The organism is Serratia odorifera, from assembly GCF_041448735.1.
GTDB lineage: Bacteria > Pseudomonadota > Gammaproteobacteria > Enterobacterales > Enterobacteriaceae > Serratia_F > Serratia_F odorifera.
The window spans coordinates 591689-614894 of record NZ_JBGMUT010000002.1; the positions used below are offsets into that span (position 1 = coordinate 591689).

Annotated in this window: 25 protein-coding genes; 9 read left to right on the forward strand and 16 right to left on the reverse strand. The window is 58.7% G+C overall.

Translation table 11 applies throughout. From position 1 onward, the window contains the following. Positions 1-59: 59 nt before the first annotated feature. From flgE to flgL, 8 genes are all read left to right on the forward strand, one after another. Positions 60-1295, forward strand: coding sequence for a flagellar hook protein FlgE (flgE, locus tag ACCC84_RS08875; protein ID WP_004961468.1), 1236 nt, complete (start codon positions 60-62; stop codon positions 1293-1295). Positions 1296-1314: 19 nt separating this feature from the next. Continuing rightward, entirely contained in the window at positions 1315-2070 is a 756-nt protein-coding gene (locus ACCC84_RS08880) for a flagellar basal body rod protein FlgF (protein WP_004961472.1), read from the forward strand. A 32-nt stretch (positions 2071-2102) separates the two neighbouring features. Beyond that, positions 2103-2885 carry a flagellar basal-body rod protein FlgG gene (gene flgG, locus ACCC84_RS08885; RefSeq protein ID WP_004961475.1) on the forward strand — a complete coding sequence of 261 codons (783 nt, stop codon included), beginning with the start codon at positions 2103-2105 and terminating at the stop codon, positions 2883-2885. Between the two features lie 138 nt (positions 2886-3023). Next, positions 3024-3683 (forward strand): flagellar basal body L-ring protein FlgH, encoded by a 660-nt coding sequence (gene flgH, locus ACCC84_RS08890; protein WP_004961477.1) that lies wholly within the window; start codon positions 3024-3026, stop codon positions 3681-3683. A gap of 10 nt (positions 3684-3693) precedes the next feature. Then, on the forward strand, positions 3694-4794 hold the full coding sequence (locus tag ACCC84_RS08895) for a flagellar basal body P-ring protein FlgI (protein WP_004961481.1): 1101 nt from the start codon (positions 3694-3696) through the stop codon (positions 4792-4794). Further along, a complete protein-coding gene (gene flgJ, locus ACCC84_RS08900) occupies positions 4794-5759 on the forward strand; it encodes a flagellar assembly peptidoglycan hydrolase FlgJ (RefSeq protein ID WP_371901757.1) in 966 nt (321 codons plus the stop codon). The genes ACCC84_RS08895 and flgJ overlap by 1 nt, the downstream gene beginning before the upstream one ends. Before the next feature lie 109 nt (positions 5760-5868). Further along, positions 5869-7518 (forward strand): flagellar hook-associated protein FlgK, encoded by a 1650-nt coding sequence (flgK, locus tag ACCC84_RS08905; RefSeq protein ID WP_371901758.1) that lies wholly within the window; start codon positions 5869-5871, stop codon positions 7516-7518. Between the two features lie 20 nt (positions 7519-7538). Next, positions 7539-8504, forward strand: a complete 966-nt coding sequence (flgL, locus tag ACCC84_RS08910; RefSeq protein WP_004961487.1) for a flagellar hook-associated protein FlgL — start codon at positions 7539-7541, stop codon at positions 8502-8504. Positions 8505-8975: 471 nt separating this feature from the next. Here the strand turns inward: flgL and fliR are convergent, their stop codons facing one another. The 13 genes from fliR to fliF all read right to left on the reverse strand — a co-directional run bounded on the left by fliR (position 8976) and on the right by fliF (position 19749). Then, positions 8976-9758, reverse strand: a complete 783-nt coding sequence (fliR, locus tag ACCC84_RS08915; RefSeq protein WP_004961492.1) for a flagellar biosynthetic protein FliR — start codon at positions 9756-9758, stop codon at positions 8976-8978. 2 nt (positions 9759-9760) lie between these two features. Next, positions 9761-10030: a flagellar biosynthesis protein FliQ gene (fliQ, locus tag ACCC84_RS08920; protein WP_039991980.1), complete on the reverse strand. Its 270-nt coding sequence runs from the start codon at positions 10028-10030 to the stop codon at positions 9761-9763. Positions 10031-10041: 11 nt separating this feature from the next. Next, the gene (gene fliP, locus ACCC84_RS08925) at positions 10042-10821 is read right to left on the reverse strand and encodes a flagellar type III secretion system pore protein FliP (RefSeq protein WP_004961496.1); all 780 of its coding nucleotides are present in this window, start codon (positions 10819-10821) and stop codon (positions 10042-10044) included. After that, the gene (gene fliO, locus ACCC84_RS08930; protein WP_371901759.1) at positions 10818-11231 is read right to left on the reverse strand and encodes a flagellar biosynthetic protein FliO; all 414 of its coding nucleotides are present in this window, start codon (positions 11229-11231) and stop codon (positions 10818-10820) included. Before fliO ends, fliP begins: the two co-directional genes overlap by 4 nt. Next, complete coding sequence (fliN, locus tag ACCC84_RS08935) at positions 11231-11647, reverse strand: flagellar motor switch protein FliN (protein ID WP_004961501.1); 417 nt, start codon at positions 11645-11647, stop codon at positions 11231-11233. Before fliN ends, fliO begins: the two co-directional genes overlap by 1 nt. Beyond that, a complete protein-coding gene (fliM, locus tag ACCC84_RS08940; protein WP_004961504.1) occupies positions 11640-12644 on the reverse strand; it encodes a flagellar motor switch protein FliM in 1005 nt (334 codons plus the stop codon). Before fliM ends, fliN begins: the two co-directional genes overlap by 8 nt. Positions 12645-12650: 6 nt before the next feature. Next, positions 12651-13136: a flagellar basal body-associated protein FliL gene (gene fliL, locus ACCC84_RS08945; protein WP_004961507.1), complete on the reverse strand. Its 486-nt coding sequence runs from the start codon at positions 13134-13136 to the stop codon at positions 12651-12653. Positions 13137-13327: 191 nt separating this feature from the next. After that, positions 13328-14521: a flagellar hook-length control protein FliK gene (locus tag ACCC84_RS08950; RefSeq protein WP_273871353.1), complete on the reverse strand. Its 1194-nt coding sequence runs from the start codon at positions 14519-14521 to the stop codon at positions 13328-13330. After that, positions 14518-14964, reverse strand: a complete 447-nt coding sequence (fliJ, locus tag ACCC84_RS08955; protein ID WP_004961513.1) for a flagellar export protein FliJ — start codon at positions 14962-14964, stop codon at positions 14518-14520. Before fliJ ends, ACCC84_RS08950 begins: the two co-directional genes overlap by 4 nt. A 16-nt stretch (positions 14965-14980) precedes the next feature. After that, positions 14981-16342, reverse strand: a complete 1362-nt coding sequence (gene fliI / locus ACCC84_RS08960) for a flagellar protein export ATPase FliI (RefSeq protein ID WP_004961517.1) — start codon at positions 16340-16342, stop codon at positions 14981-14983. Beyond that, complete coding sequence (gene fliH, locus ACCC84_RS08965) at positions 16342-17046, reverse strand: flagellar assembly protein FliH (RefSeq protein ID WP_371901760.1); 705 nt, start codon at positions 17044-17046, stop codon at positions 16342-16344. Before fliH ends, fliI begins: the two co-directional genes overlap by 1 nt. Continuing rightward, positions 17039-18031, reverse strand: a complete 993-nt coding sequence (gene fliG / locus ACCC84_RS08970) for a flagellar motor switch protein FliG (protein ID WP_004961521.1) — start codon at positions 18029-18031, stop codon at positions 17039-17041. Before fliG ends, fliH begins: the two co-directional genes overlap by 8 nt. After that, positions 18028-19749, reverse strand: a complete 1722-nt coding sequence (gene fliF, locus ACCC84_RS08975) for a flagellar basal-body MS-ring/collar protein FliF (protein WP_004961524.1) — start codon at positions 19747-19749, stop codon at positions 18028-18030. The genes fliG and fliF overlap by 4 nt, the downstream gene beginning before the upstream one ends. A gap of 340 nt (positions 19750-20089) precedes the next feature. Here fliF and fliE point away from each other — a divergent pair, with 340 nt between their 5' ends. After that, the gene (gene fliE / locus ACCC84_RS08980; protein WP_004961527.1) at positions 20090-20404 is read left to right on the forward strand and encodes a flagellar hook-basal body complex protein FliE; all 315 of its coding nucleotides are present in this window, start codon (positions 20090-20092) and stop codon (positions 20402-20404) included. Between the two features lie 37 nt (positions 20405-20441). On the opposite strand, the gene ACCC84_RS08985 is transcribed toward fliE, so the two are convergent. From ACCC84_RS08985 to ACCC84_RS08995, 3 genes are read right to left on the reverse strand one after another with little or no spacing between them, the layout of a single operon-like run. Continuing rightward, entirely contained in the window at positions 20442-21896 is a 1455-nt protein-coding gene (locus tag ACCC84_RS08985; protein ID WP_371901761.1) for a hypothetical protein, read from the reverse strand. Next, positions 21896-22825 (reverse strand): glycosyltransferase family 2 protein, encoded by a 930-nt coding sequence (locus tag ACCC84_RS08990; RefSeq protein ID WP_004961533.1) that lies wholly within the window; start codon positions 22823-22825, stop codon positions 21896-21898. The genes ACCC84_RS08985 and ACCC84_RS08990 overlap by 1 nt, the downstream gene beginning before the upstream one ends. Next, entirely contained in the window at positions 22822-23184 is a 363-nt protein-coding gene (locus ACCC84_RS08995) for a GtrA family protein (RefSeq protein ID WP_198772921.1), read from the reverse strand. The genes ACCC84_RS08990 and ACCC84_RS08995 overlap by 4 nt, the downstream gene beginning before the upstream one ends. Between the last annotated feature and the right edge of the window lie 22 nt (positions 23185-23206).

Here is a 23206-nt window from a genome sequence, read left to right on the forward strand (position 1 = left end):
TCGACACGCAGTATTTCAGCTTCGGCTATTTCAATTGATATTCGTTTTGGAGACTACACATGGCCTTTTCTCAGGCGGTCAGCGGCTTAAATGCGGCGGCCACTAATCTGGACGTGATCGGTAACAATATTGCCAACTCGGCGACCGCCGGTTTTAAGTCGGGCAGCGTGTCCTTCGCCGACATGTTTGCCGGTTCACAGGTCGGGTTGGGCGTCAAAGTGGCTGGCATCACCCAGAACTTCAACGGTGGCACCACCACCAGCACCAATCGCGCACTGGACGTTGCCATCACCGAAAACGGCTTCTTCCGCATGCAGGACAGCGACGGCGGCATTTTCTACAGCCGCAACGGCCAGTTCAAACTGGATGAAAACCGTAACCTGGTCAACATGCAGGGACTGAACCTGACCGGCTATCCGGCGGCTGGCACGCCGCCGACCATTCAGCAGGGCGCGGATCCGGTGCCGCTGAGCATTCCGGAAGGCATGATGAACGCCAAGTCGACCACCTCCGGCAGCATGGTCGCCAACCTGAAATCTACCCATAGCGTGCCCGCCAACGGCACCTTCGATCCGAACAAATCGGATTCTTACAACTATGTAAATACCATTACCACCTACGACTCACTGGGCAACGCGCACAACGTGAACGCCTACTTTGTCAAAACCGCCGATAACAAATGGGATGTCTATACCCAGGACGGCAGCGTCACCGGTGCCCCGGCGGCCAAGGCCGGTAGCCTGAACTTCAATGCAAGTGGCGCGCTGACCGAAACGCTGGACGCCAGCGGCGTGGCTACCGCCGATTTCAATCTGACCATCCCGATGTCTGCCAAGGACGGTGCGCCAGCGCAGAACTTCACGCTCAGCTTTGCCGGCAGCATGCAGCAGAACGTTGGCAGCGACTCGGTGAGCAAAGTGGCGCAGAACGGCTATACCGCCGGAGAATACAACAACTTCCAGATCGAAAAAGACGGTACCGTGGTTGGCATTTACTCTAACCAACAGAAACAGGTACTGGGTCAAATCGTGCTGGCCAACTTCTCCAACCCGGAAGGCCTGGCGTCGAAGGGCGATAACGTGTGGCAGGAAACCGGGGCGTCCGGGCAGCCACGGGTCGGCACTGCAGGCGGCGGCGGGTTCGGTAACCTCACCAGCGGTGCGCTGGAAGCCTCCAACGTCGATCTGAGTCAGGAACTGGTCAACATGATCGTCGCGCAGCGTAACTATCAGTCGAACGCGCAAACCATCAAAACCCAGGATTCGATCCTGCAAACGCTGGTCAGCCTGCGTTAATCGCGTTAAGGGGTAAGCAATGGACCACGCGATTTATACCGCCATGGGCGCGGCGCGGCAGACGTTAGACCAGCAGGCGATTACCGCCAATAACCTGGCCAACGCCTCGACGCCGGGTTTCCGCGCGCAGCTGGCGGCGCTGCGTGCGGTGCCGGTGGACGGCCCGAGTCTGCAAACGCGCACGCTGGTTACCGCCTCGACGCCGGGCGCCGACATGAGTCAGGGGGCGCTGAACTACACCGGACGCCCGCTGGACGTGGCGCTGCAACAGGATGGTTTCCTGGCCTTGCAGCAGGCGGACGGCAGCGAAGCCTATACCCGCAACGGCAATATCCAGATCTCGTCCACCGGGCAACTGACGGTGCAGGGACTGCCGTTGATGGGGGACGGCGGCCCGATTGAGGTGCCACCGCAGGCTGAAATCACCATCGCCGCCGACGGCACCATTTCGGCGCTCAACCCCGGTGATCCACCTAACACCATCGCGCAAATCGGCCGGCTGAAGCTGGTCAAGGCCGACGCCAGGGAAGTGATGCGCGGCGATGACGGTCTATTCCATCTGACGCCGGCCACCCGCGAGCAACGCGGCAATCAGTTGCAAAACGATCCGCTGGTGCAGGTGATGCCGGGGGTGATTGAGGGCAGTAACGTCAAGCCGATGGAAACCATGGTCGACATGATCGCCAACGCCCGACGTTTCGAAATGCAGATGAAGGTCATCCACAGCGTGGATGAGAATGAACAACGCGCCAACTCATTGTTGTCAATGAGCTGAGCCAGCTGAATGACCCGCTCCAGGAGAGCAGAATGATCCCATCATTATGGATTGCCAAAACCGGTCTGGATGCGCAGCAGACCAATATGGACGTGATTGCCAATAATCTGGCGAACGTCAGCACCAACGGCTTCAAGCGTCAGCGCGCGGTATTTGAAGATTTGCTGTATCAAACCATGCGTCAGCCAGGGGCACAGTCCTCCGAGCAAACCACCTTGCCGTCCGGCTTGCAGATCGGCACCGGCGTGCGTCCGGTGGCCACCGAGCGGTTGCACAGCCAGGGCAACCTGTCGCAGACCAATAACAGCAAAGACGTGGCGATCAAAGGGCAGGGCTATTTTCAGGTGATGTTGCCGGACGGCAGTCAGGCCTATACCCGCGACGGGTCGTTCCAGATCGATCAGAACGGCCAGTTGGTCACCGCCAGCGGTTTTCAGGTGCAACCGGCGATCACCATTCCCGCCAATGCCCTGAGCATTACCGTTGGGCGTGACGGTATCGTCAGCGTCACCCAGCAGGGCCAGACGGCGGCACAGCAGGTGGGTCAACTGACGCTGACCACCTTTATCAACGACAGCGGCCTGGAAAGCGTTGGCGAGAATCTGTATCAGGAAACCGAGAGCTCCGGCGCGCCGAATGAAAGCACCCCGGGTCTCAACGGCGCCGGACTGCTGTATCAGGGGTATGTTGAAACCTCCAACGTCAACGTGGCGGAAGAGTTGGTCAATATGATCCAGGTGCAGCGTGCGTATGAAATCAACAGCAAGGCGGTTTCCACCTCCGATCAGATGCTGCAGAAACTGACGCAGCTGTAAGCGGCGCAGGCACTTGCGGCCTGGGGGCGCAGCATGCTGTGCCCGATGTCACACCCCTGGTAAACAAAGGCGATATTTGTGGGCACCACACTTTTGACGGCTAACCTGCCGCCGCAGACAACACGCGTTTTGGCAGCGATGCTGATGTTGACTATCGGCGGCTGCGCCTATATTCCGCATAAACCGCTGGTCGACGGTTCAACCAGCGCACAGCCGGCGCCGGCCAGCGCACCGATGCCCAACGGTTCGATTTTCCAGTCCGTGCAGCCGATGAACTACGGCTATCAGCCGCTGTTCGAGGATCGCCGGCCACGTAACATCGGCGATACCCTGACTATCGTGCTGCAAGAAAATGTCAGCGCCAGCAAAAGTTCTTCGGCCAATGCCAGCCGCAACGGCAGCAGCAAGTTCGGCGTTGCCACCGCCCCGCGCTACCTCGACGGCCTGTTTGGCAACGCGCGCGCCGACATGGAAATGTCCGGCGACAACACCTTTGGTGGCAAGGGCGGCGCCAATGCCAACAATACCTTCAATGGCACCATTACCGTCACCGTCAATCAGGTATTGGCCAACGGCAACCTGCACGTGGTGGGGGAAAAACAGATCGCCATCAATCAGGGCACGGAATTTATCCGCTTCTCCGGCGTGGTCAACCCGCGCACCATCAGCGGCAACAACTCGGTGACCTCGACCCAGGTGGCGGACGCTCGCATTGAATACGTCGGCAACGGCTATATCAATGAAGCGCAGACCATGGGGTGGTTACAACGCTTCTTCCTGAACCTGTCACCGTATTAAGGATCGCACGATGCTGAAAAATTTACTCATGGCGCTGCTGGCGGCGACAATCAGCCTGCCGGTGGCGGCGGAACGCATTCGCGATCTGGTCACGGTGCAGGGCGTTCGCGACAACGCATTAATCGGCTATGGGCTGGTAGTGGGGCTGGACGGTTCCGGCGACCAGACCATGCAGACGCCGTTCACCACCCAGAGCCTGAGCAACATGCTGTCGCAGTTGGGGATCACCGTGCCGCCGGGTACCAATATGCAACTGAAAAACGTTGCCGCAGTGATGGTGACCGCCAAGCTGCCGCCGTTTGCCCGCAGCGGACAGAACATTGACGTGGTGGTGTCCTCAATGGGCAACGCCAAAAGCCTGCGCGGCGGCACGCTGCTGATGACGCCGCTAAAGGGCGCAGATAACCAGGTCTATGCGCTGGCGCAGGGTAACGTGCTGGTGGGCGGCGCTGGCGCGGCGGCCGGCGGCAGCAGCGTGCAGGTGAATCAGCTCAACGGCGGGCGCATCAGCAACGGGGCGGTGATCGAGCGTGAATTGCCAAGCACCTTTGGCCAGGGGGGTGAAATCAATCTGCAGTTGAATGATGAAGACTTTACGCTGGCCCAGCAGATCAGCGACGCCATCAACCGTCAGCGCGGCTATGGCACTGCCACGCCGCTGGATGCGCGAACCGTCAAGGTGCTGGTGCCACAGGGTAATAGTTCGCAGGTGCGTTTCCTGGCGGATATTCAGAATATCAACGTTAACGTCAGCGCAATGGACGCCAAGGTAATCATCAATTCACGTACCGGCTCGGTGGTGATGAACCGTGAAGTGATACTGGACTCCTGTGCGGTGGCACAGGGCAATCTGTCGGTGGTGGTCGATCGGCAGAATACGGTCAGCCAGCCGAATACGCCGTTCGGCGGTGGGCAAACGGTGGTGACGCCCAATACCCAGATTTCCATGCAGCAGCAGGGCGGTTCGCTGCAAAAAATCAACGCCAGCGCCAATCTCAACAATGTGATCCGCGCGCTGAACGCGCTCGGGGCAACGCCGATCGATCTGATGTCGATTTTGCAGGCGATGCAGAGCGCCGGCTGTCTGCGCGCCAAATTGGACATTATCTGATGAGTCGCGATCTGATGAGCCTGTCCGGAGCGGCGTACGACGCTCAGGCGCTGAACGGGCTAAAAACCGCCGCCGCTGCCGATCCGCACGGCAATCTGAAGCAGGTTGCCCAGCAGGTGGAAGGAATGTTCGTGCAGATGATGCTGAAGAGCATGCGTGCCGCGCTGCCGCAGGACGGCGCGCTGAGCAGCGATCAGACCCGGCTGTACACCTCGCTGTACGATCAGCAAATTGCTCAGCAGATGTCGCAAAAAGGGTTGGGGCTGGCGGAAATGATGGTGAAACAGCTGGGCAATGCCGGCGCGCGACCGAGCGAAACCGCCGGTACGCGGCCGATGGCGCTGGACAACTTCACACCGGCGCAGCTGATGTTTGACAGGCAGAGGCTGCAAAGTTTGCCGAACCAGACGCTGGAGCAACTGGTGCGGCGCGCCATGCCGCAAACGCCGCCGCTGCCGTCGTTGACCAACGGCAACTTTGTGGCTCGACTGTCGATTCCGGCACGGCTGGCCAGTCAGCAAAGCGGTATCCCGCATCAGCTGATCGTCGCGCAGGCGGCGTTGGAATCCGGCTGGGGCCAGCGCGAGATCCCGACCGCCGACGGTTCTCCAAGCTACAACCTGTTTGGTATCAAGGCTGGCAGCAGCTGGAACGGGCCGGTAACGGAGATCGCTACCACTGAATTCGAGCAGGGTACGGCGAAGACGATCAAGGCGCGTTTCCGGGTGTACGGCTCTTACGTCGAAGCGATTGCCGATTACGTCAAACTATTGACCGGCAACCCGCGTTACGCCAACGTTGCCGCCGCGCGCAGTCCGGAACAGGCGGCCTATGCGCTGCAACAGGCCGGTTACGCCACCGACCCGCAGTACGCCAAAAAGCTGGTCAGCGTGATCCAGCAAATGAAGAACGCCGGGGAACAGGTGGCAAAGGCCTATAGCCACGATCTGCAAGAACTGTTTTAGGCGCATTTTGCTCTCAAGTTCTGCGCTTGGCGGCCGATAACCCAGGCAGGCTGAGCGCAGAGGTTCAGCAGCACGATTAAACCCTGTGGGCCAGTGACAAGGAACCCCAATGTCTAATAGCTTAATCAACACCGCGATGAGTGGTCTGAATGCGGCGCAGGTGGCGCTCAGCACCGTCAGCAACAATATTTCCAATTACAACGTTGCCGGCTACAACCGGCAGACGGCGATTCTGGCGCAGAACGGCGGAATGGGCACCATGTCCGGCTTTATCGGCAACGGCGTCACCGTGACCAGCGTCAACCGTGAATACAATCAGTTCATCACCAATCAGCTGCGTGGCGCGCAAAGCCAGGCAGGCGCGCACGATGCGTATTTCGAGAAAGTGTCGCAAATCGATAATCTGCTGGCGGATAAAACCAATACCTTGTCCAGCAGCATGCAGGACTTCTTCAGCAATCTGCAAAACCTGGTCAGCAACGCCGGCGACGACGCGTCGCGCAATACCGTGCTGGGCAAGGCCAACGGCTTGGTGAACCAGTTTAACAACACCGATAAATATCTGCGCGATATGGAAAGCGGCGTCAATCAGCAACTGAGCGACAGCGCGGTACAAATCAACAACTACAGCCAGCAGATTGCCAAACTGAACCAGGACATCACGCGCTTGCGCGGCAGCGGCGGCGGTGAGCCGAACGCATTGCTCGATCAACGCGACCAGTTGGTGAGCGAACTGAATCAGATAGTCGGCGTGCAGGTGACCCAGCAGGACGGCGATGCGTATAGCGTCTCTTTTGCCAATGGCCTGACGCTGGTGCAGGGCAACAACGCCTATCAGGTAGAGGCGATGCCATCCAGCCAGGATCCGTCGCGTTTGACGCTGGGCTATAACCGCGGCTCGGGCGCCAGCGAAATTCCACAAGGGCAGATCGTCAGCGGCAGCGTCAGCGGCGTGTTGAAGTTCCGCAGCGAAGCGCTGGACAGCGCGCGTAACCAGCTTGGGCAGATTGCTCTGGCGATGGCGGACAATTTTAACCAGCAACACCGGGCTGGTTTTGACATCAATGGCGACGCCGGCGGCGATTTCTTCAGCTTTAGCGGCGGCCGGGTGGTGGAAAACACCCGCAACGTTGGCGACGCCACCCTCGGCGTGTCCTATACCGACACCGGCAAAGTACAGGCCAGCGATTACCACGTGGAGTTCGACGGCAATAACTGGCAGGTCACGCGCCTGTCCGACAACACCCCGATTACCGCCAGCGCCGGTACCGACGCCAGCGGCACGCCGACGCTGGCATTTGAAGGGTTGCAGGTCAGCATTGACGGTAACGCGCAAAAGAATGACAGCTTTACCGTGAAGCCGGTCAGCGACGTGGCGGGCAGCCTGAAGGTGGCCATCAGCGATGCCGGCAAAATTGCCGCCGCCGGTGCCGATGATGGCGGGCGTGGCGATAACGACAACGCCAAAAAACTGCTCGACCTGCAAACCCGGAAACTGGTGGATGGCAAGGCGACGCTGACCGGTGCTTACGCCAGTCTGGTGAGCAACGTCGGCAATCAGACCGCCACCGCCAAAAGCAACAGTGCGGCGCAGGGCAACATCGTCAAGCAGTTGACGGTTCAGCAACAGTCGGTGTCCGGCGTCAACCTGGACGAAGAATACGGCGAACTGCTGCGTTTCCAGCAGTATTACATGGCTAACGCCCAGGTGATCCAAACCGCCAGTTCGCTGTTCGACGCCATCCTGTCCATTCGCTGATAGCAGAAGGAATCCACACCATGCGCATGAGCACCAGCATGATGTATCAACAAAACATGAGCGGCCTTACCGATAACCAATCGCTGTGGATGAAATCGGCGCAGCAATTATCCAGCGGTAAAAAAGTGCTGACGCCGTCGGACGATCCTCTGGCGGCCTCGCAGGCGATTATGGTGTCGCAGGCGCAAGCGGAAAACGGCCAGTACGCCCTGGCGCGTACCTTCGCACGGCAGAGCGTGTCGATGGAAGAAACCGTACTGTCGAACGTCACCAGCGGCATCAAGGACATGAAGGCGCTGATCGTCAACGCCGGCGACGGCACGCTGAGCGATAACGACCGCGCTTCGCTGGCGACCCAGTTGCAGGGGATGAAAGATCAGTTGCTGAGCCAGGCCAACAGCACCGACGGCAATGGCCGCTACATGTTTGCCGGATTTAAAAACGACCAGCCGCCGTTTGTGCAGCAGGCCGACGGCTCGATCCGTTACCAGGGCGGTTCGACGCCGATCGAACAAAAGGTGGATGCCAATCGCACCATGACCGTTGGCCATACCGGAGATGCCATTTTCATGACGCTGACCAGCAATCCGAAGCCGGAGCCAGACGGCAGTGCGCCGGTCGCCAACGTATTTGACAGTATCGACACGGCGCTGGAGGCGTTGAAAACGCCGTTGCAGGGTGCGGATGACGCCACCCGCGAAAAAGTCAGCGTAGCGTTGGACAAGGCCAACCGCGGTCTGGACAACTCTTACAACAACGTGTTGAGCGTGCGCGCCGAACTGGGCACGCAACTGCAGGAAATGGATACGCTGGACAGCATTGGCAAAGATCGTGATATGACCAATCAGGCGCAATTAAGCGCGCTGGTGGATGTGGATATGGTCGAGGCGATCTCGTCCTACTTTATGCAGCAGGCCGCGCTGCAAGCCTCCTATAAAACCTTCAGCGATATGCAGGGTATGTCGCTGTTCCAGATGAATCGTTAACCCGTTCTATCTTGCCGTGACTTCGCGTCGCGGCAGGCCCCTTTTGGCGCGCTGAGAAGACGTTGCCGGCCAACGCGCCGTGCGGGGGATTCTTAAACCGGGCGCGCTGTTTGGCCCGTCGTTCTTTCTCCCACTAAGGTTTGAGTGACGGGCTTTTTTTTGGGGTTCATCGCGTTTTACCGAGGAGCGCAGCTTTGATGTTCAGAAAGAAGTCAGCGTTATCCCGGTATCCATAGGCCATTCGCTTCATCACTTAAACGACGTGCCTAGCGGTTGCTTTTCGCTTTAATCATGATGTTGCTCCTGTGGTTAACAAAGGCGGATATTGCGCCCGTCAGCCGGCAGCATTTATTCAAGCCAGCGGAGACATTTGAATCTTAATCCGGATAAATGACGTTTATCAGGCTCTTGTGTCAATAAAACGTTTTAACTGCCATTTTGTTTTAGACGAAAGGGGGCGTTGCTGTCGGATCAGTTGGCCATGCCGCTAATCACCGTTGCCAACCGATCAAACACGTCACCGAACAGGTGTTCGCAGAACGGCGCCAGCATCGGCATCATCAGGCCCAGGGTGAGAATGCCGATGGTCATGGTTACCGGGAAGCCGATGACAAACACCGACAGCTGCGGCGTTACGCGGTTAAGCAGGCCCAGTGACAGGTTGAGCGTCAGCAGCAGACAGATCAGCGGCAACGCCAGCATCAGGCCATTGATGAAAATCAGCGAGCCGGCCTGGGTCAGCGCCAGAAAACCGTTACCGTTCAACGGTTGTGCCTGGATCGGCAGCGTATGGAAGCTGTCCGCCAGCAGCGAAATCAGCCATAAATGGCCGTCAAAGGCCAGAAACAGCAGCAGCGCCAACAGGTTGAGCAAGCGCGCCAGCACCGGCATATTCGGCCCGCCGGACGGGTCGAAGAAGGTGGCGAACGACAGCCCCATCTGCATGCCGATTACCTCACCGGCGGTCCGGACCGCGGCGAAGGCGAATTGCATGGTCAGCCCGAGCGCGACACCAATCAGTATCTGCTGCATGGCCAGCCACAGGCCGCTGGCGGAAAAAATCGCTATGTTATTGGCGGGTAGGCTCGGCGCCACCAGCAGCACGATCAGGCCGCCGAGGCCGATCTTCACTTTTTTGCTGATTTGTTTTTCGCTGAACACCGGCGCGCTGGCGATCAGCGCCAACACGCGCAGCAACGGCCAGAAATACTGGCTGAGCCAGACGCCGATTTGCCCGCTGTCGAAGGTCAGCATACTCAGCCAATCAGGTTGGGCAGGTTGCTGAACAGCATGCGCATGTAATCCAGCAGCAAATTAAGCATCCATGGCCCGGCGATGATGATAGTGGCGACTACCGCCAGAATTTTGGGAATGAAAGACAGCGTCATTTCGTTGATCTGGGTGGCGGCCTGCAACAGGCTGACCACCAAACCGCTGATCAACGCCGCCAACAGCAGCGGTGCGGCCAGCGCCAGCGCAACTTTCATTGCTTCGGTGCCGAGCGCCATTACGGATTCAGGTGTCATTGCGCTCTCCGTTACGCATAAAAACTCTGTGCCAGTGAGCCGAGCAGCAGTTGCCAACCATCCACCAGCACGAACAGCATCAGTTTGAACGGCAAGGAAATGGTGGCCGGCGGTACCATCATCATCCCCAGCGCCATCAGTACGCTGGCAACCACCAGGTCGATAATCAAGAACGGGATAAAAACCGTGAAACCAATCTGGAAGGCGGTCTTCAGTTCGCTGGTGACGTAGGCGGGCAGTAAAATGCGCATCGGCACCGCCTCCGGCCCGGCCAGCGGCGGCAGGTTGGCCAGGCGAGCGTAGAGCGCCAGGTCGGCTTCACGTGTCTGACGCAGCATGAACTCGCGCAGCGGCTGCGCGCCCTGGTCGATTGCCGTCTCCATGCTGATTTTGTCCTGGCTAAACGGCAGATACGCGTCCTGATACACCTTGTCGAACACCGGCGCCATAATGAAGAAGGTCAGAAACAGCGCCAGTCCCAGCATCACCTGATTGGGGGGCGCAGTTGGCGTGCCCAGCGCGTTGCGCAGCAGGCCGAGCACGATGATGATACGCGTGAAGCTGGTCATCATCAGCAGCATCGCTGGCAGGAAACTGAGGGAGGTCAGCAGCACCAGCGTTTGCACCGGCAACGTCCAGCTTTGGCCACCGCCGGCCAGCGGCTGGCTGATCAGCCCCGGCAACTGCGCTATGGCCGACGGGCTTAACGCCAACAAAGCCAGAGTTAGCAGCGGGGCGAGAGCGCGGCAACGCAGCAGCGCAGCCGGTGAGAGAGACCGAGTGTGGTTCATGCCGATTTTTCCGGGCGTTGCAGAATTTTGTGCATCAATTGGCGAAAGTCCGCCGGCGCGGCTTTGGTCGCAGCGGGGGCGGACGGCGGCGTGCTTAGCGTATGCAACGGCGTGATACTTTGCGCGGTAACACCCAGCACCAGCCAGGTGTTATCCACTTCGACCACCACCACCCGCTCGCGCTGGCCGACCTGACAGCTGGCGCGCAGGTTAAGCAGCGCGGCGTTGCGCGCCTGCGGGGCGAACCCCAGCCGGCGAAACAGCCAGCCGGCCAGCAGGATCAGCAGCAGGATCGCGCCGAGCGCGCTGCCCACCTGGGTCAATACCGAACCGGCCGGCAGCGCCGGGCTGGCTGCCGGTTGAACGGTGTGCGCCTGCACGTTGGCATTGGCATTGGCATTGGCGTTCATTAGCGGCTCAGGCGGCGCATACGTTCGGACGGCGTGATGATGTCGGTGATGCGTACGCCGAACTTGTCGGCGACCACCACCACTTCACCCTGTGCGATCAGGTAACCGTTAATCAGGATATCCAGCGGTTCGCCGGCCAGCCCGTCGAGCGCGACCACCGAACCTTGCGATAGACGCAACAGCTCTTTGATGGTCATTTTGGTGCGGCCAAGTTCTACCGTCAGCTTGACCGGAATATCCAGGATCAGATCGATATCTTGCAGGCTGCCGATGGCGTCCTGTGCTTCCAGCGTTTTAAACACGCCCTCGGTGGCGGCGCTGGTCTTCTCGGACGACTGCTGTTCGTTAAACGCGTCAGCCCACAGATCGTCTACGGATTCCTTTCCTTCGCCAGACGGTTGCTTAGGATCACTCATTGGGCTGTTCCTCACTCAGAGCATTCAAGATAGGGTTAATCAAATGTTCAACACGCAGGGCATATTGCCCGTTCAGGGTGCCGTATTGGCTGGTCAGCACCGGCACGCCGTCGACGTGGGCGATCAGGCGTTCCGGCTTATCGATCGGTAACACGTCGCCCGGTTGCAGTTTCAGCACTTTCGACAGCCGCATCGGGATATCGACAAAATTGGCTATCAGCTCCAGCTCGGAGTGCTGAACCTGTTTCACCAGCGTTTCCCGCCAACGGCTGTCTTCCTGGCGGGAGTTTTCCAGCGGTGGGTTGGTCAGCAGTTCGCGCAGCGGTTCGATCATGGCGAACGGGATGCAGATATTGAATTCGCCACTCAGCGCGCCGATTTCCACCTGGAATGGCGTGGTGACCACGATATCGTTCGGTGAGGTGGTGATATTGGTGAATTTCACCTGCATTTCGGCGCGCACGTATTCCACGTCAATCTGGTAAATGGCGCTCCAGGCATCGCCGTAAGCATCCAGCGCCAAACGTAGCATGCGCTTGATCACGCGCTGTTCGGTCGGGGTGAACTCACGGCCTTCCACTTTGGTCGGGAACCGGCCGTCGCCGCCGAACAGGTTGTCGACCGCAATAAATACCAGGCTGGGCGCAAATACGAACAGTGCGGTGCCGCGCAATGGGTTGAGATGCACCAGGTTCAGGTTGGTTGGCACCGGCAGATTGCGGGCAAACTCATGGTATGGCTGGATCCTGATCGGCCCGACGGTGATATCCGGACTGCGGCGCAGCAGGTTGAACAGCCCCATGCGGAACTGCCGGGCAAAACGTTCGTTGATGATTTCCAGCGCGTGCAGACGCTCGCGCACCACGCGGCGCTGGGTGGTGGGATCGTAAGGCTTGACGTCGCTGTCGTTGCCGACAGTTGCCGCAGGCTCATCGCCTTCGGCTTCGCCGTTGAGCAAGGCATCGATCTCTGCCTGTGAAAGAATACTGTCGCCCATGGGTAATTACCGCAGTATGAACGCGGTGAACAGCACATCGCTGACCACCTGCTTCGGTTGGCCTTTAACCAGCGGTGGACTGAGTACGTCCTTGATCTGCGCCACCAGTTGCTGTTTTCCTTGCTCGTTCGCCAGTTGCGCGGCTTCCTGGCGGGACAGCAGCATCAGCAGACGACTGCGGACCTCCGGCAGGAAATCGTTCAACTGACGGCGGGTCGCCTCGTCCGGCAGGCGCAGCGTCAAACCGATGTACAGCACCCGATCCGGATTGTTGTCCGGCGTCAGCAGATTGACGGTAAAGGTATCGAGCGGCATGAATACCGGCGCCGTAGGCGGCTGCGGCTTGGCGGCGACCGGAGCGCCGTCGTTCTTCTGCTGCAATAGCCACCAGCTGTAACCCGCGGCGCCACAGGCAGCGACGGTGATCAACAGCAGCAATATAACCAGTAGCGAGCGCTTTTTCGCTGCGGTTGGTAGAGTATTTTGGGACATTAGCTAATCAAATTCCTGTTATTGACACGGGGAACGTCACCCGTGAATACCCGCCATGGTTAACGCGCATCATGGTGGGTATGACCCCCAAACCGTAAGGGGAAACGATGGCCTTATTATCCCGTCAATTCGGGCGTGCAATGGCCTGAATAGACGGGGAAAAGCCTCCCAGCTTCAGCGTTAGCCGTGACTCAGGCGAAAATATCGACGCCGTCCACCGCCCGAGCCATGGCCTGCAGACCGGCCGGTGCCACCACGGCGTCAAGCGGCGCATCGCTGTCGCCGTGCTGCGGCTGATAAGACGACTGACCGCTGCCATTGGACGCCTGCTGCTGCGGTTGCGGCATTGATTCGCTACCGACGCTGCTCTGACCCAGGTTGATACCGCTTTCCGCCAGCGCATGACGCAGTTGCGGCATCGACGCTTCCACCGCTGCGCGCACCTGGCCGTGTGCCGAGGCGATATGCAACTGCGCCTGGTTATCGTCAAGCTTCAGGGTAATCTGCAATGCGCCCAGCTCTTGTGGATGCAAACGCAGTTCCGCACTTTGCTGGCCGTTGCGGTGGAACATCAGTACCTGCTGACTCAGCGCCTGCTGCCATTCCGGACTGCCGAGCTGTGCGTTCAACTGCGGCGTCGTCGCAGCGGTGAGCTGTGCGCTGGAGTGGGCGTTGGCTGCGATCGGGCTGGACACGGGCGGCATCATGGCCGGCGACGACGGGCTGTGGGATGGGGAGGCGCCGTCGGTCGGCATGCGATGTCCAGCGACGTTGGCCGCCTCGCTATCGGCGACTAACGCCGTATCCGTCTGCGTCACCGCAGCGCTCAATGGCGGCTCAGGCTGGCGACCGGTCGGTGCGTTGGCCTGGCCGGACGGGTGCGGCGTCACGGCGGGGCGCAGGGAAGGCAATGCGCGCTCGGCGGTGGTCACCGGCGCAAGCGTAGCGCTGGCGTGGTCGGGCGGCGTTGGGCTGGTCAACGGCGACGATGGACTGGCCGGCAGCATGGCGAACAGCGCTTGCAGGGTGGCGTCATCCAGTTCTGTTAGCCTCTTCAGCGGCGTGCTGTCGCCGTGGTGCGATGCCGGCAATACGTCATCGGGCAAGCGGGAGACGCCAGTCAGGCTTGGGTCAGCGTCCGGCTGCGTCAGCGCCGACAACAGCGCCTCAAGCGACTGACGGGTCAGAGGCGACACGGGTTGCTGTTCGGCGGACAGATGCTCGGTGGTCAAGAGGCCGCCGCGGTTCGCCGTCGGCAGCACCCGTGCGCCGAGCAGTTGAGCGAAACCCGCAGACCATTGCGCGGCGTCCAGCGGCAGCGCCGCCCGATCGGGCGTGGCGCTATCAACGGCCGGTGACAGGCCGGCCAACAGGGTCAGATTCATGGGGTGGTATTCCTATGTGAGCAACGTTGAGCGAACTCATCCATCAATTTTTGGTCACGTTTGTTATCCAGCAGCCGTTCGGCATCAAGCGCGCGGGTGTGCAGCGTTTCGAAGGCGTTTAATCGCTGCTGTTTGTCCTGCCACTGCTTGACGGCCTGGTCCACTTTTTGACTCCATTGCAGCAATTGTTGTCGATGTTGGCTAATCGCCTGTTCCAGGGTGCCGATAAATTGCTGATAATTTTGCCAACTGGCGGCACCCATGCCATCGCTCAGCGTGCTGTTCAAGGTGTGGCGATATTCGTCCTGATAATTGAGCAGCATCGACAGCTGCTGCTCCGCAGCCTGCTGCGCCTGGCGTAGCTGACCGAGCTGCCGAGCCGCCTGTTCCACGGCATCTTGCGCCAAATTGCGCAACGTAATCAGCGGTGATGATGTTTTCATGGTGTTCTCCGCCGGGTTAAACCATCAACTGCCGCAATTGATCGCACGCGTCGTCATAGCCGCTGCGTTCAAAAATGCCCTGTTGCAGATAGGCCTCCATCTGCGGGTAGAGCGTCATCGCCTTGTCGAGCAACGGGTCGCTGCCAGCGGCATAGGCGCCAACGCTGATCAGATCGCGGTTGCGCTGATAGCTGGCCAGCATCTGCTTGAAATTGCGCACGCGCCGATAATGCTCATCATCGATCAGGGCGGTCATCGCACGGCTGATCGACGCTTCGATATCTATCGCCGGATAGTGGCCGGCCTCGGCCAGGCGGCGTGACAGCACCACGTGGCCGTCCAGAATGGCGCGTGCCGAATCGGCGATCGGATCCTGCTGATCGTCGCCTTCGGTCAATACGGTATAAAATGCGGTGATCGAGCCGCCGCCGCTGATGCCGTTGCCGGCGCGCTCCACCAGCGCCGGCAGTTTGGCGAATACCGACGGCGGGTAGCCTTTGGTGGCCGGCGGTTCGCCGATCGCCAGAGCGATTTCGCGCTGCGCCATGGCATAGCGGGTGAGGGAGTCCATAATCAGCAGCACGTGCTGGCCGCGATCGCGGAAGTCTTCGGCGATGCGTGTGGCATAGGCGGCGCCCTGCATGCGCAACAGCGGCGACACGTCGGCCGGCGCGGCGATCACCACCGAACGCGCGCGACCCGCGGCACCGAGAATGTTTTCAATAAAGTCTTTGACTTCGCGACCGCGTTCGCCGATTAGACCGACCACGATCACGTCGGCCTGGGTATAACGGGCCATCATGCCGAGCAGTACGCTTTTGCCAACGCCGGAACCGGCGAACAGCCCCATCCGCTGGCCGCGGCCGACGGTGAGCAAGCCGTTGATGGTGCGTACGCCAACGTCCAGCACCTGCGCGATCGGGGTACGCTGCAACGGGTTGAACGGCGCGGTGAAAAGCGGTGCGCGGTAGCCGGTATCGGGGGCAGGCAGGCCGTCGAGCGGCTTGGCGCTGCCGTCCAATACGCGCCCGAGCAGCGCCGGCCCCAGTGGCAGCTGTTTGCCGGCATGTTGGCCTTCGGGGGCAACGCGGGCGTAGACGCGCGCGCCGGGCACAATGCCTTCGACATCTTCCAGCGGCATCAGAAACAGATGCTGGCCGTTAAAACCGACCACTTCGCTTTCCACCTCCTGCACCTCGCCGGCGTGGTGCCGTTCGATCAGGCAGGTGGCGCCGAGCGGCAGTTGCAACCCGGTAGCTTCCAGCACCAGGCCGGTGGCGCGGGTCAGGCGACCGTAACGGCGCACCGTCGGTGCCTGCGCGATACGCTGTTCCAGCGTATCCAGGCTGGTTAGCCAGCGGTTGAGGCGCTGAGTCATTACAGCTCTCCCGGCGCGGCCAAACGGCACAGTTCATGCCAGCGGGTAGCCAGCGTGGCATCGAGGTCGCCGTCTTGTGCGCTGACCTTGCAACCGCCCGGGTGCAGCTGTCCGTCAGCCAGCAATCGCCAACCGTGCAGGCTCAACGTGACGCCAAGCTGCTGTTCGACACGCTCATAGTCGTCCGGATGCACGCGCAACTGCGGCTTGCCGCTGAACATCGGCTCTTGTTGGATCAATTGCTGAATTTGCGCCAGCAGAGCGGTGCCGTCGCACACCGGCGGTTGGCCAAGCACCTGCCTGGCAGCGGTCAGCGCCAGCTGCATCAGGCGTGAAGCGATCACGCTGTCCAGCGCGTCCAACGTATGCTGGAACTCGTTCACCAGATTTTGCCAGTGCTCGGTCAGCGGCTGTTGCTGCTGCTGTTCTTGCAAGATACCCTGCTGGCGGCCTTCTTCCAGTCCGGTCTGGAAACCGGCCTGGTAACCTTTTTGCTGACCGTCGGCATAGCCCAATTGCTGTCCCTGCTGTTGCGCCTGCAAACGCAGCGTTTCCAACTGTTGTTGCGGGTCAATAGGCGCGTCAAGCGGCAACGGTTCCTGGTCCGGCGTCGCCAGCAGCGGTGATGGTGCCACCGGGGGCTGTTCCGCCAGGTCATTGAGCGACCACGGCTGCCAGGCCAGGCTGTTGATGCGATCAGACATAGGTGTCCTCACCACCGCCGATGATCATTTCGCCGCTTTCCGCCAAACGGCGCACGATCAGCAAAATGGCCTTCTGTTCGTTTTCCACCTGCGACATGCGCACCGGGCCGCGATTGGCCAAATCGTCGCGCAGAATATCGGCGGCGCGTTGCGACATATTGCGCAGGAACTTCTCGCGCAGCGGCTGTTCGGCTCCTTTCAGCGCGATCAGCAGCGACTCGCCTTCCACTTCCTGCAACAGGCGCTGGATGCTGCGATCGTCGACCTCGACCAGATTTTCGAACAGGAACATCTCGTCGATGATCTTCTGCGCCAGTTCGCCGTCGTATTCACGCATTGCGTCAATGACCGCTTCTTCCTGCTGGGTTTTCATCAGGTTGATGATCTCGGCGGCGGTGCGTACGCCACCCATTTTGCTGCGCTTGAGGTTTTGGCCGTCAAGCAGGTTATTGAGCACCTCGGTCAACTCGGCCAGTGCAGCCGGCTGTACGCCGCCGAAGGTGGCAATACGCAACATCACATCGTTGCGCAGCCGTTCGTCGAACTGCGCCAGAATATCCGCCGCCTGCCCACGTTTCAGGTGAACCAGAATGGTGGCGATGATCTGCGGGTGTTCGTCGCGGATCAGATCGGCGGCGCTCTGTGGCTCCATAAAGTTGAGCGTTTCCATACCGGTAGTGGTTTCGCGCGACTCGAGAATATCCTCCAGCAGGCTGGCGGCGCGTTCTTCTCCCAGCGCCTTGACCAGTACCGATCGCAAGTAGTCGCTGGCATTGACGCTGAGCGCCGCGTACTGCTCGGCGTCGTCTTCGAACTCGCGCAGTATCTCACTCAGTTGCTTGTGCGACACCTGGCGCATGCTGGCCATGGTGCCACTCAGTTGCTGAACCTCACGTGAAGAAAGGTGTTTGAACACCTCGGCGGCGCGGTCCTCTCCCAGCGTCATCAGCAGAATGGCGCTCTTTTCTGTACCTGTCAGACTCATATCTCGTTACTCATCCATTGGCGGATTACCAGGGCGACCACGCGGGGATCCTTGTCCGCCAGATCGCGGATCCGCTGGCTCTGGACTTCGGCGCTGACGCGCTGCTGCGAACGCTTGTGCTGTACCAGTTCGTCATTGCTCGGCTTACCGGCGTCGGCAGGGCGGGCGGCAGGGGCGCTGGCGGCGGCAATGGCGGCCTGTTGCTGCGCCTGGCGCTGTTGCAGCTGAGGGCGAACCAGTTTGCGCCACAGCAGCCAGGCCACCAGCAGGATCAGCAGATAACGGCCAGCGTTCAGCAACGAGTCGATAAACGACTGCGTTTGCCAGAACGGCAGTTCGCCAGCGGTCATTTCAGTTTCGGTAAACGGTGAATTGACCACGTTCAGCGTGTCACCGCGGGTGCCGGAATAGCCCATCGCTTCGCGCACCAGCGATTCAATCTGCGTCAGCTGCTGTTTGCTCATCGGTAGCGGCTTGCCGTCCTTGTCGCTGCCGAGCGTGTTCAGCACCACCGCAACCGACAGGCGTTGCACCGCCCCGGATTTATGCTGGGTATGGCGAATGGTGCGATCCACTTCATAGTTGGTGGTTTCATCGCGGCGACTGTTTTGCGGCTGGCCGTTGCCGTTGCCGTTGCCGGTGGCTGTGTTGCTGGTTTGCCGCGCGGCAGGGGGGGCGTTGTTGGCGGTGGTATTGGTATTCGCCGTGGCGTCGGCCGCGGGCGTTTCAATCGGCGCGGTGGGCGCTGCGCTCGGCTGGTTGGACAAAGCCCCCGGCACGCCGCCGACCGGCTGGCCGCCAAGTTGATCGCTCTGGCTCAGCTGTCGTGAACGAATCGCGGCCTTTTCCGGCGTTGGGTTCGGTTGGTACTGTTCGTCGGTCTGTTCACGGATGGAAAAATCTATCTGCGCGGTGACCTGCGCCCGCACGTTGGCGCTGCCGACGATTGGCGCCAGTATTGCTTCAATACGGCGTTGATAGCGATTTTCGACTTCACTGGTGTATTTCAACTGGCTGGCGTTGAGATCGCGTCCGCTGCCGTCGGACTGGGTCAGTAAACGACCAGCCTGATCGACCACCGTAACGTTGCCGGGCGGCAAACCGGCGACGCTGCTGGCAACCATATACACGATAGCGTTGATTTGGCCGTCATCGAGCGCGCGCCCTGGCTGCAGGTTCAGGGTCACCGAAGCGGAAGGGGATTTTTGTTCACGCACGAACAGCGACGGCTTTGGCAGCGCCAGATGCACGCGGGCGTTCTGCACCGGGCCGAGTGATTCGATGGTGCGCGACAGTTCGCCTTCCAGGGCGCGCTGATAATTGATCTGCTCACTGAACTGGCTGATGCCGAACTTTTCCTGATCCAGCAGTTCAAATCCGACTGCGCCGCCTTTCGGCAAGCCTTGTTGCGCCAGACGCAAGCGGGTTTCGTGCACTTTTTCTGCCGGGATCATCAGCGCTGCGCCGTTTTCGGCAAAACGGTAGGGGATATTCATCTGCGTCAGTTGGGTGACGATGGCGCCGCCGTCGCGGTCGTTAAGATTGCTGTACAGCACGCGATAATCCGGGCTTTTTGCCCATAACAACAATGCGACAACGATGGCTATCGCCGCCGAGGCCGCCACCAGCAACGGGATTTTGGGGTTGGCGCGCAGGCGATTCCACTGGGCCTGAAGGCCATTTTCACGGTTTTCGCCGGCGGAGAGTGACGCGCTCATGCTTGCCCCTTGCCTGGCAGATGAACGATATGGTTAGCGTTGTGTGGTGACAAAACTGGCTCCCTGATGCACATAACTTAACGGACTACGCCCTTTGTCTTTCAGCTGTTTGGTTGTTGGTTGCGCGTTGCCGCAGAGATACAACTCGAAATCCATTGGGTAGATAGCGTCCCCATTTTCGGATGCCATATTTGCATTTAACGCCAAGTTTGATGGCTCGATAAGCCGTGTTTTTTGCAGTTAATTAGCCGCTTTAGCGCTATTGGGGTGTGTTAGGGTGTGCACCATCGGAATTGTCTCGGGTACAACGCTGCCCGACAAAAAACCAACCGGGGGACGCGTGGCGATTCAAGGCATCGAAGGGGTATTACAACAATTACAGGCAACGGCTCTCCAGGCCGGTGGCATCACCAATGCCCCTCCGGCGCAGGGAGCCAGTTTCGCCAGCGAACTGAAGGCGGCGATCGGCAAAATTAGCAACATCCAGCAAACCGCGCGCCAGCAGGCGCAGAATTTTGAAATGGGCGTGCCGGGCATCAGCCTCAACGACGTTATGGTGGATCTGCAAAAATCGTCGGTATCGCTGCAAATGGGGATTCAGGTCCGCAACAAGCTGGTTGCGGCCTATCAAGACGTAATGAATATGCAGGTGTAGTACGCCAGGGCGGGGATGGGAGCGATCCCCGCCGCGGTTAATCAATCACAATATTCCGCGTGTAAACCAACAGGCTTTTTTCATTAACGGCAATCACCCTGACGGGATCGCCATAATGGCGCTTGATCAACTCGGCCATCGCCGGGGTATCCGCGATAAAAAAGTCGCCGCCGCGTGTATACCACCGAGCGTCAGACAACCATCTGCTGGCAGAGATTTTATGCGTATTCTGGTCTATCTCGATTGGCGCAATGGAAATATCACCGTCTATAGACACTGAGGAAGCATACCAAAAGCTGGCATAGCCCCGTTGCAGGTGGTTATTTCTGATCGCGTCTTTCAACTGATTGATAATTTCGTCCGGATTGTTGCGCAGCGGCTCAGCACGCCAGCTCCCGGCGGCGGCAATAATAAACACCGCCGTCAGCAAATATGACACCTTCGCGTTCATCTCTATGTTTCTGGCAATAAAGATGGCGCCAAAAATAAATACCGGTACCAGATAGCGCACGGCATATACGTCGATGGGCCTGTTGCTGATCAGGTAGGCCGGGATCATGATCAGTGCCGCCAATCCCAGGGTGATATCCAACGGGGAAAGGCTCTTGATTTTCTTTGCAGCCCGCGCAAGGTACAAGAAGAACATCAGCATGCCAAACAGATTGAACAGGTAAAACAGGGTTTGCCTGCTGGTCGGCGCCTTGCCAAAGATATCCGCATTGAAATAAAGAAGTAGCCCTTTGGTGAACAGGTACAGGTTGTTGCCGATATCATCAAAGTTGACGAAGGTGGGAGAGGGAATACCGGGAAGATAAAATCCCCCCAGCGCATCAAACCCGGCAGCAATCAGTTTGGCCAACAGAGAGGACAGAATAACCATGACGACGACGCCGGCATGCTTTGCTGATTTTTGCTGGTACGCCGCATAGCCGTAGGATAGACACAGTGGCACGACCGCCAGATAGCTGCTGATATTATCGCTGAACAAAGTAATGGCAAGCAGCAGGCCCAACGCAATCAGGCAACTGACGCCACCGCGATTGGCATATCTGTCGGCAAGCATAAAGCAACCGAGTATGTAGATATAGGTTCCGATATGTATCACCGGCATCAGGGTGTTTAATGCGGCAAATGCACCAGGGGCGGCGAAGCCGATAACGATCGGCCACAGATTTTTTTTGCCGTCTTTTACTGACAGATAAAGTGAAAATACGCTCAACAACGCCAGCATCATTGATGGCAGCAGCGCGGATTGCCAGGCGCCATAACCTGCCAGCAACGTGGCTGCCGCATACCAGATGAGATCGGTGAAATAAAACGAAACGGTAGACAGGCTCCAGCCGCTGAGCAGAATGTTGCCGGCGGCCAGATCCCGCCCCTCTAGCAGACCCGATGCGCCATCGGAGCTGGCAATAATCCCGGCGGTAATCTGCAGATATATAAAGCAAAGCAGTAGAAATACAGCGAGATATAATGCGGGCTTTTTAATCATTACGGTTTTTCTTCCTTAAACGTTTTCTTTATATATCGCGGTCTTTGTTTTGCTTCGGTGTAAATCCTGCCGATATATTCGCCCAGTATGCCGATGCCAATCAGCTGAACGCCGCCGAGGAACAGGATCGATATCAATAATGAGGGGTAGCCTCGCACCGGATTACCAAATGCCAGGGTATCGAGCATCATCCATGCGCCGTAAAAAAATGAGATACCGGCGATGACAAAGCCGATATAAGACCAGATGCGCAACGGAAAGGTCGAAAAAGAGGTTATGCCTTCCAATGCCAGATTCCACAGTTTCCAACCGTTGAATTTAGTGGTGCCGGCAATGCGATCGGCCCGGGTGTATTCAACAATGGCAACCTTGCCGCCTACCCAGGATAATACGCCTTTCATAAATAAGTTGCGTTCCGGCAACAGCTTTATATTTTCCACCGTTTCGCGCGACATCAGTCGGAAATCACCGACGTTTTCTTCTATTTTTGGGGTGCTGATTTTATTGTGCAGTCGATAAAACCATTCCGCCGTTTTCCGTTTCATCCGGCCATCGCAGGATCGATCGCTGCGCTTTGCCAACACCACGTCAGCGCCGCGCTGCCATTTTTCCACCATTAAGGGAATGACGTCGATCGGATCTTGCAGATCGACGTCAATAGGGATGATTACCTCGCCGGAAGCCGCCTCCAGTCCGGCGAACAGCGCCGCCTCTTTGCCGAAGTTTCTGGTAAACGAGATGACTTTAACCTGGGGATCGTCGGCGGCAAGATTGACAATGGTGGTTTCGGTAGCATCTTTGCTGCCATCATTAATGAAAATAATTTCTACCTGTTGCTGGCTTAATGCTGTATGGGCCCGTACCGAACGATAGAAAATCGGTACCGCTTCCTGCTCATTGAATACTGGAACTACCAGAGATATTTTCATTTTCTTTCCTTGAAAACGATATGTTTGGCGTAGATATAGCCGCAAAACAGACTGATGCCAGAAAACGCAATCAGCGTTACCCAGGGGATAATGGTGAGCCTATCGGCGACGGCCCCGGTAGCAATACTCAAAAATCCCATAAAGGCGACGTACATGACATATCTGGTCGTGGTCGCCGTCGCTTTAAACGTCAGCGCGCTATTGGCGAAAAACGAAAAGCTCACAGCCACGCAAAAAGCCACAAAATTACTCAGTGCCTGATCGGCCTTGACCACCCTGAGCATGGCGAAAAATATTGCCCAATGTATTGCTGTGTTAACCACGCCGATAGCGACGTATTTGAAAAAGGACTTGTCCATAAGATTAACCCCAAAAACTCCA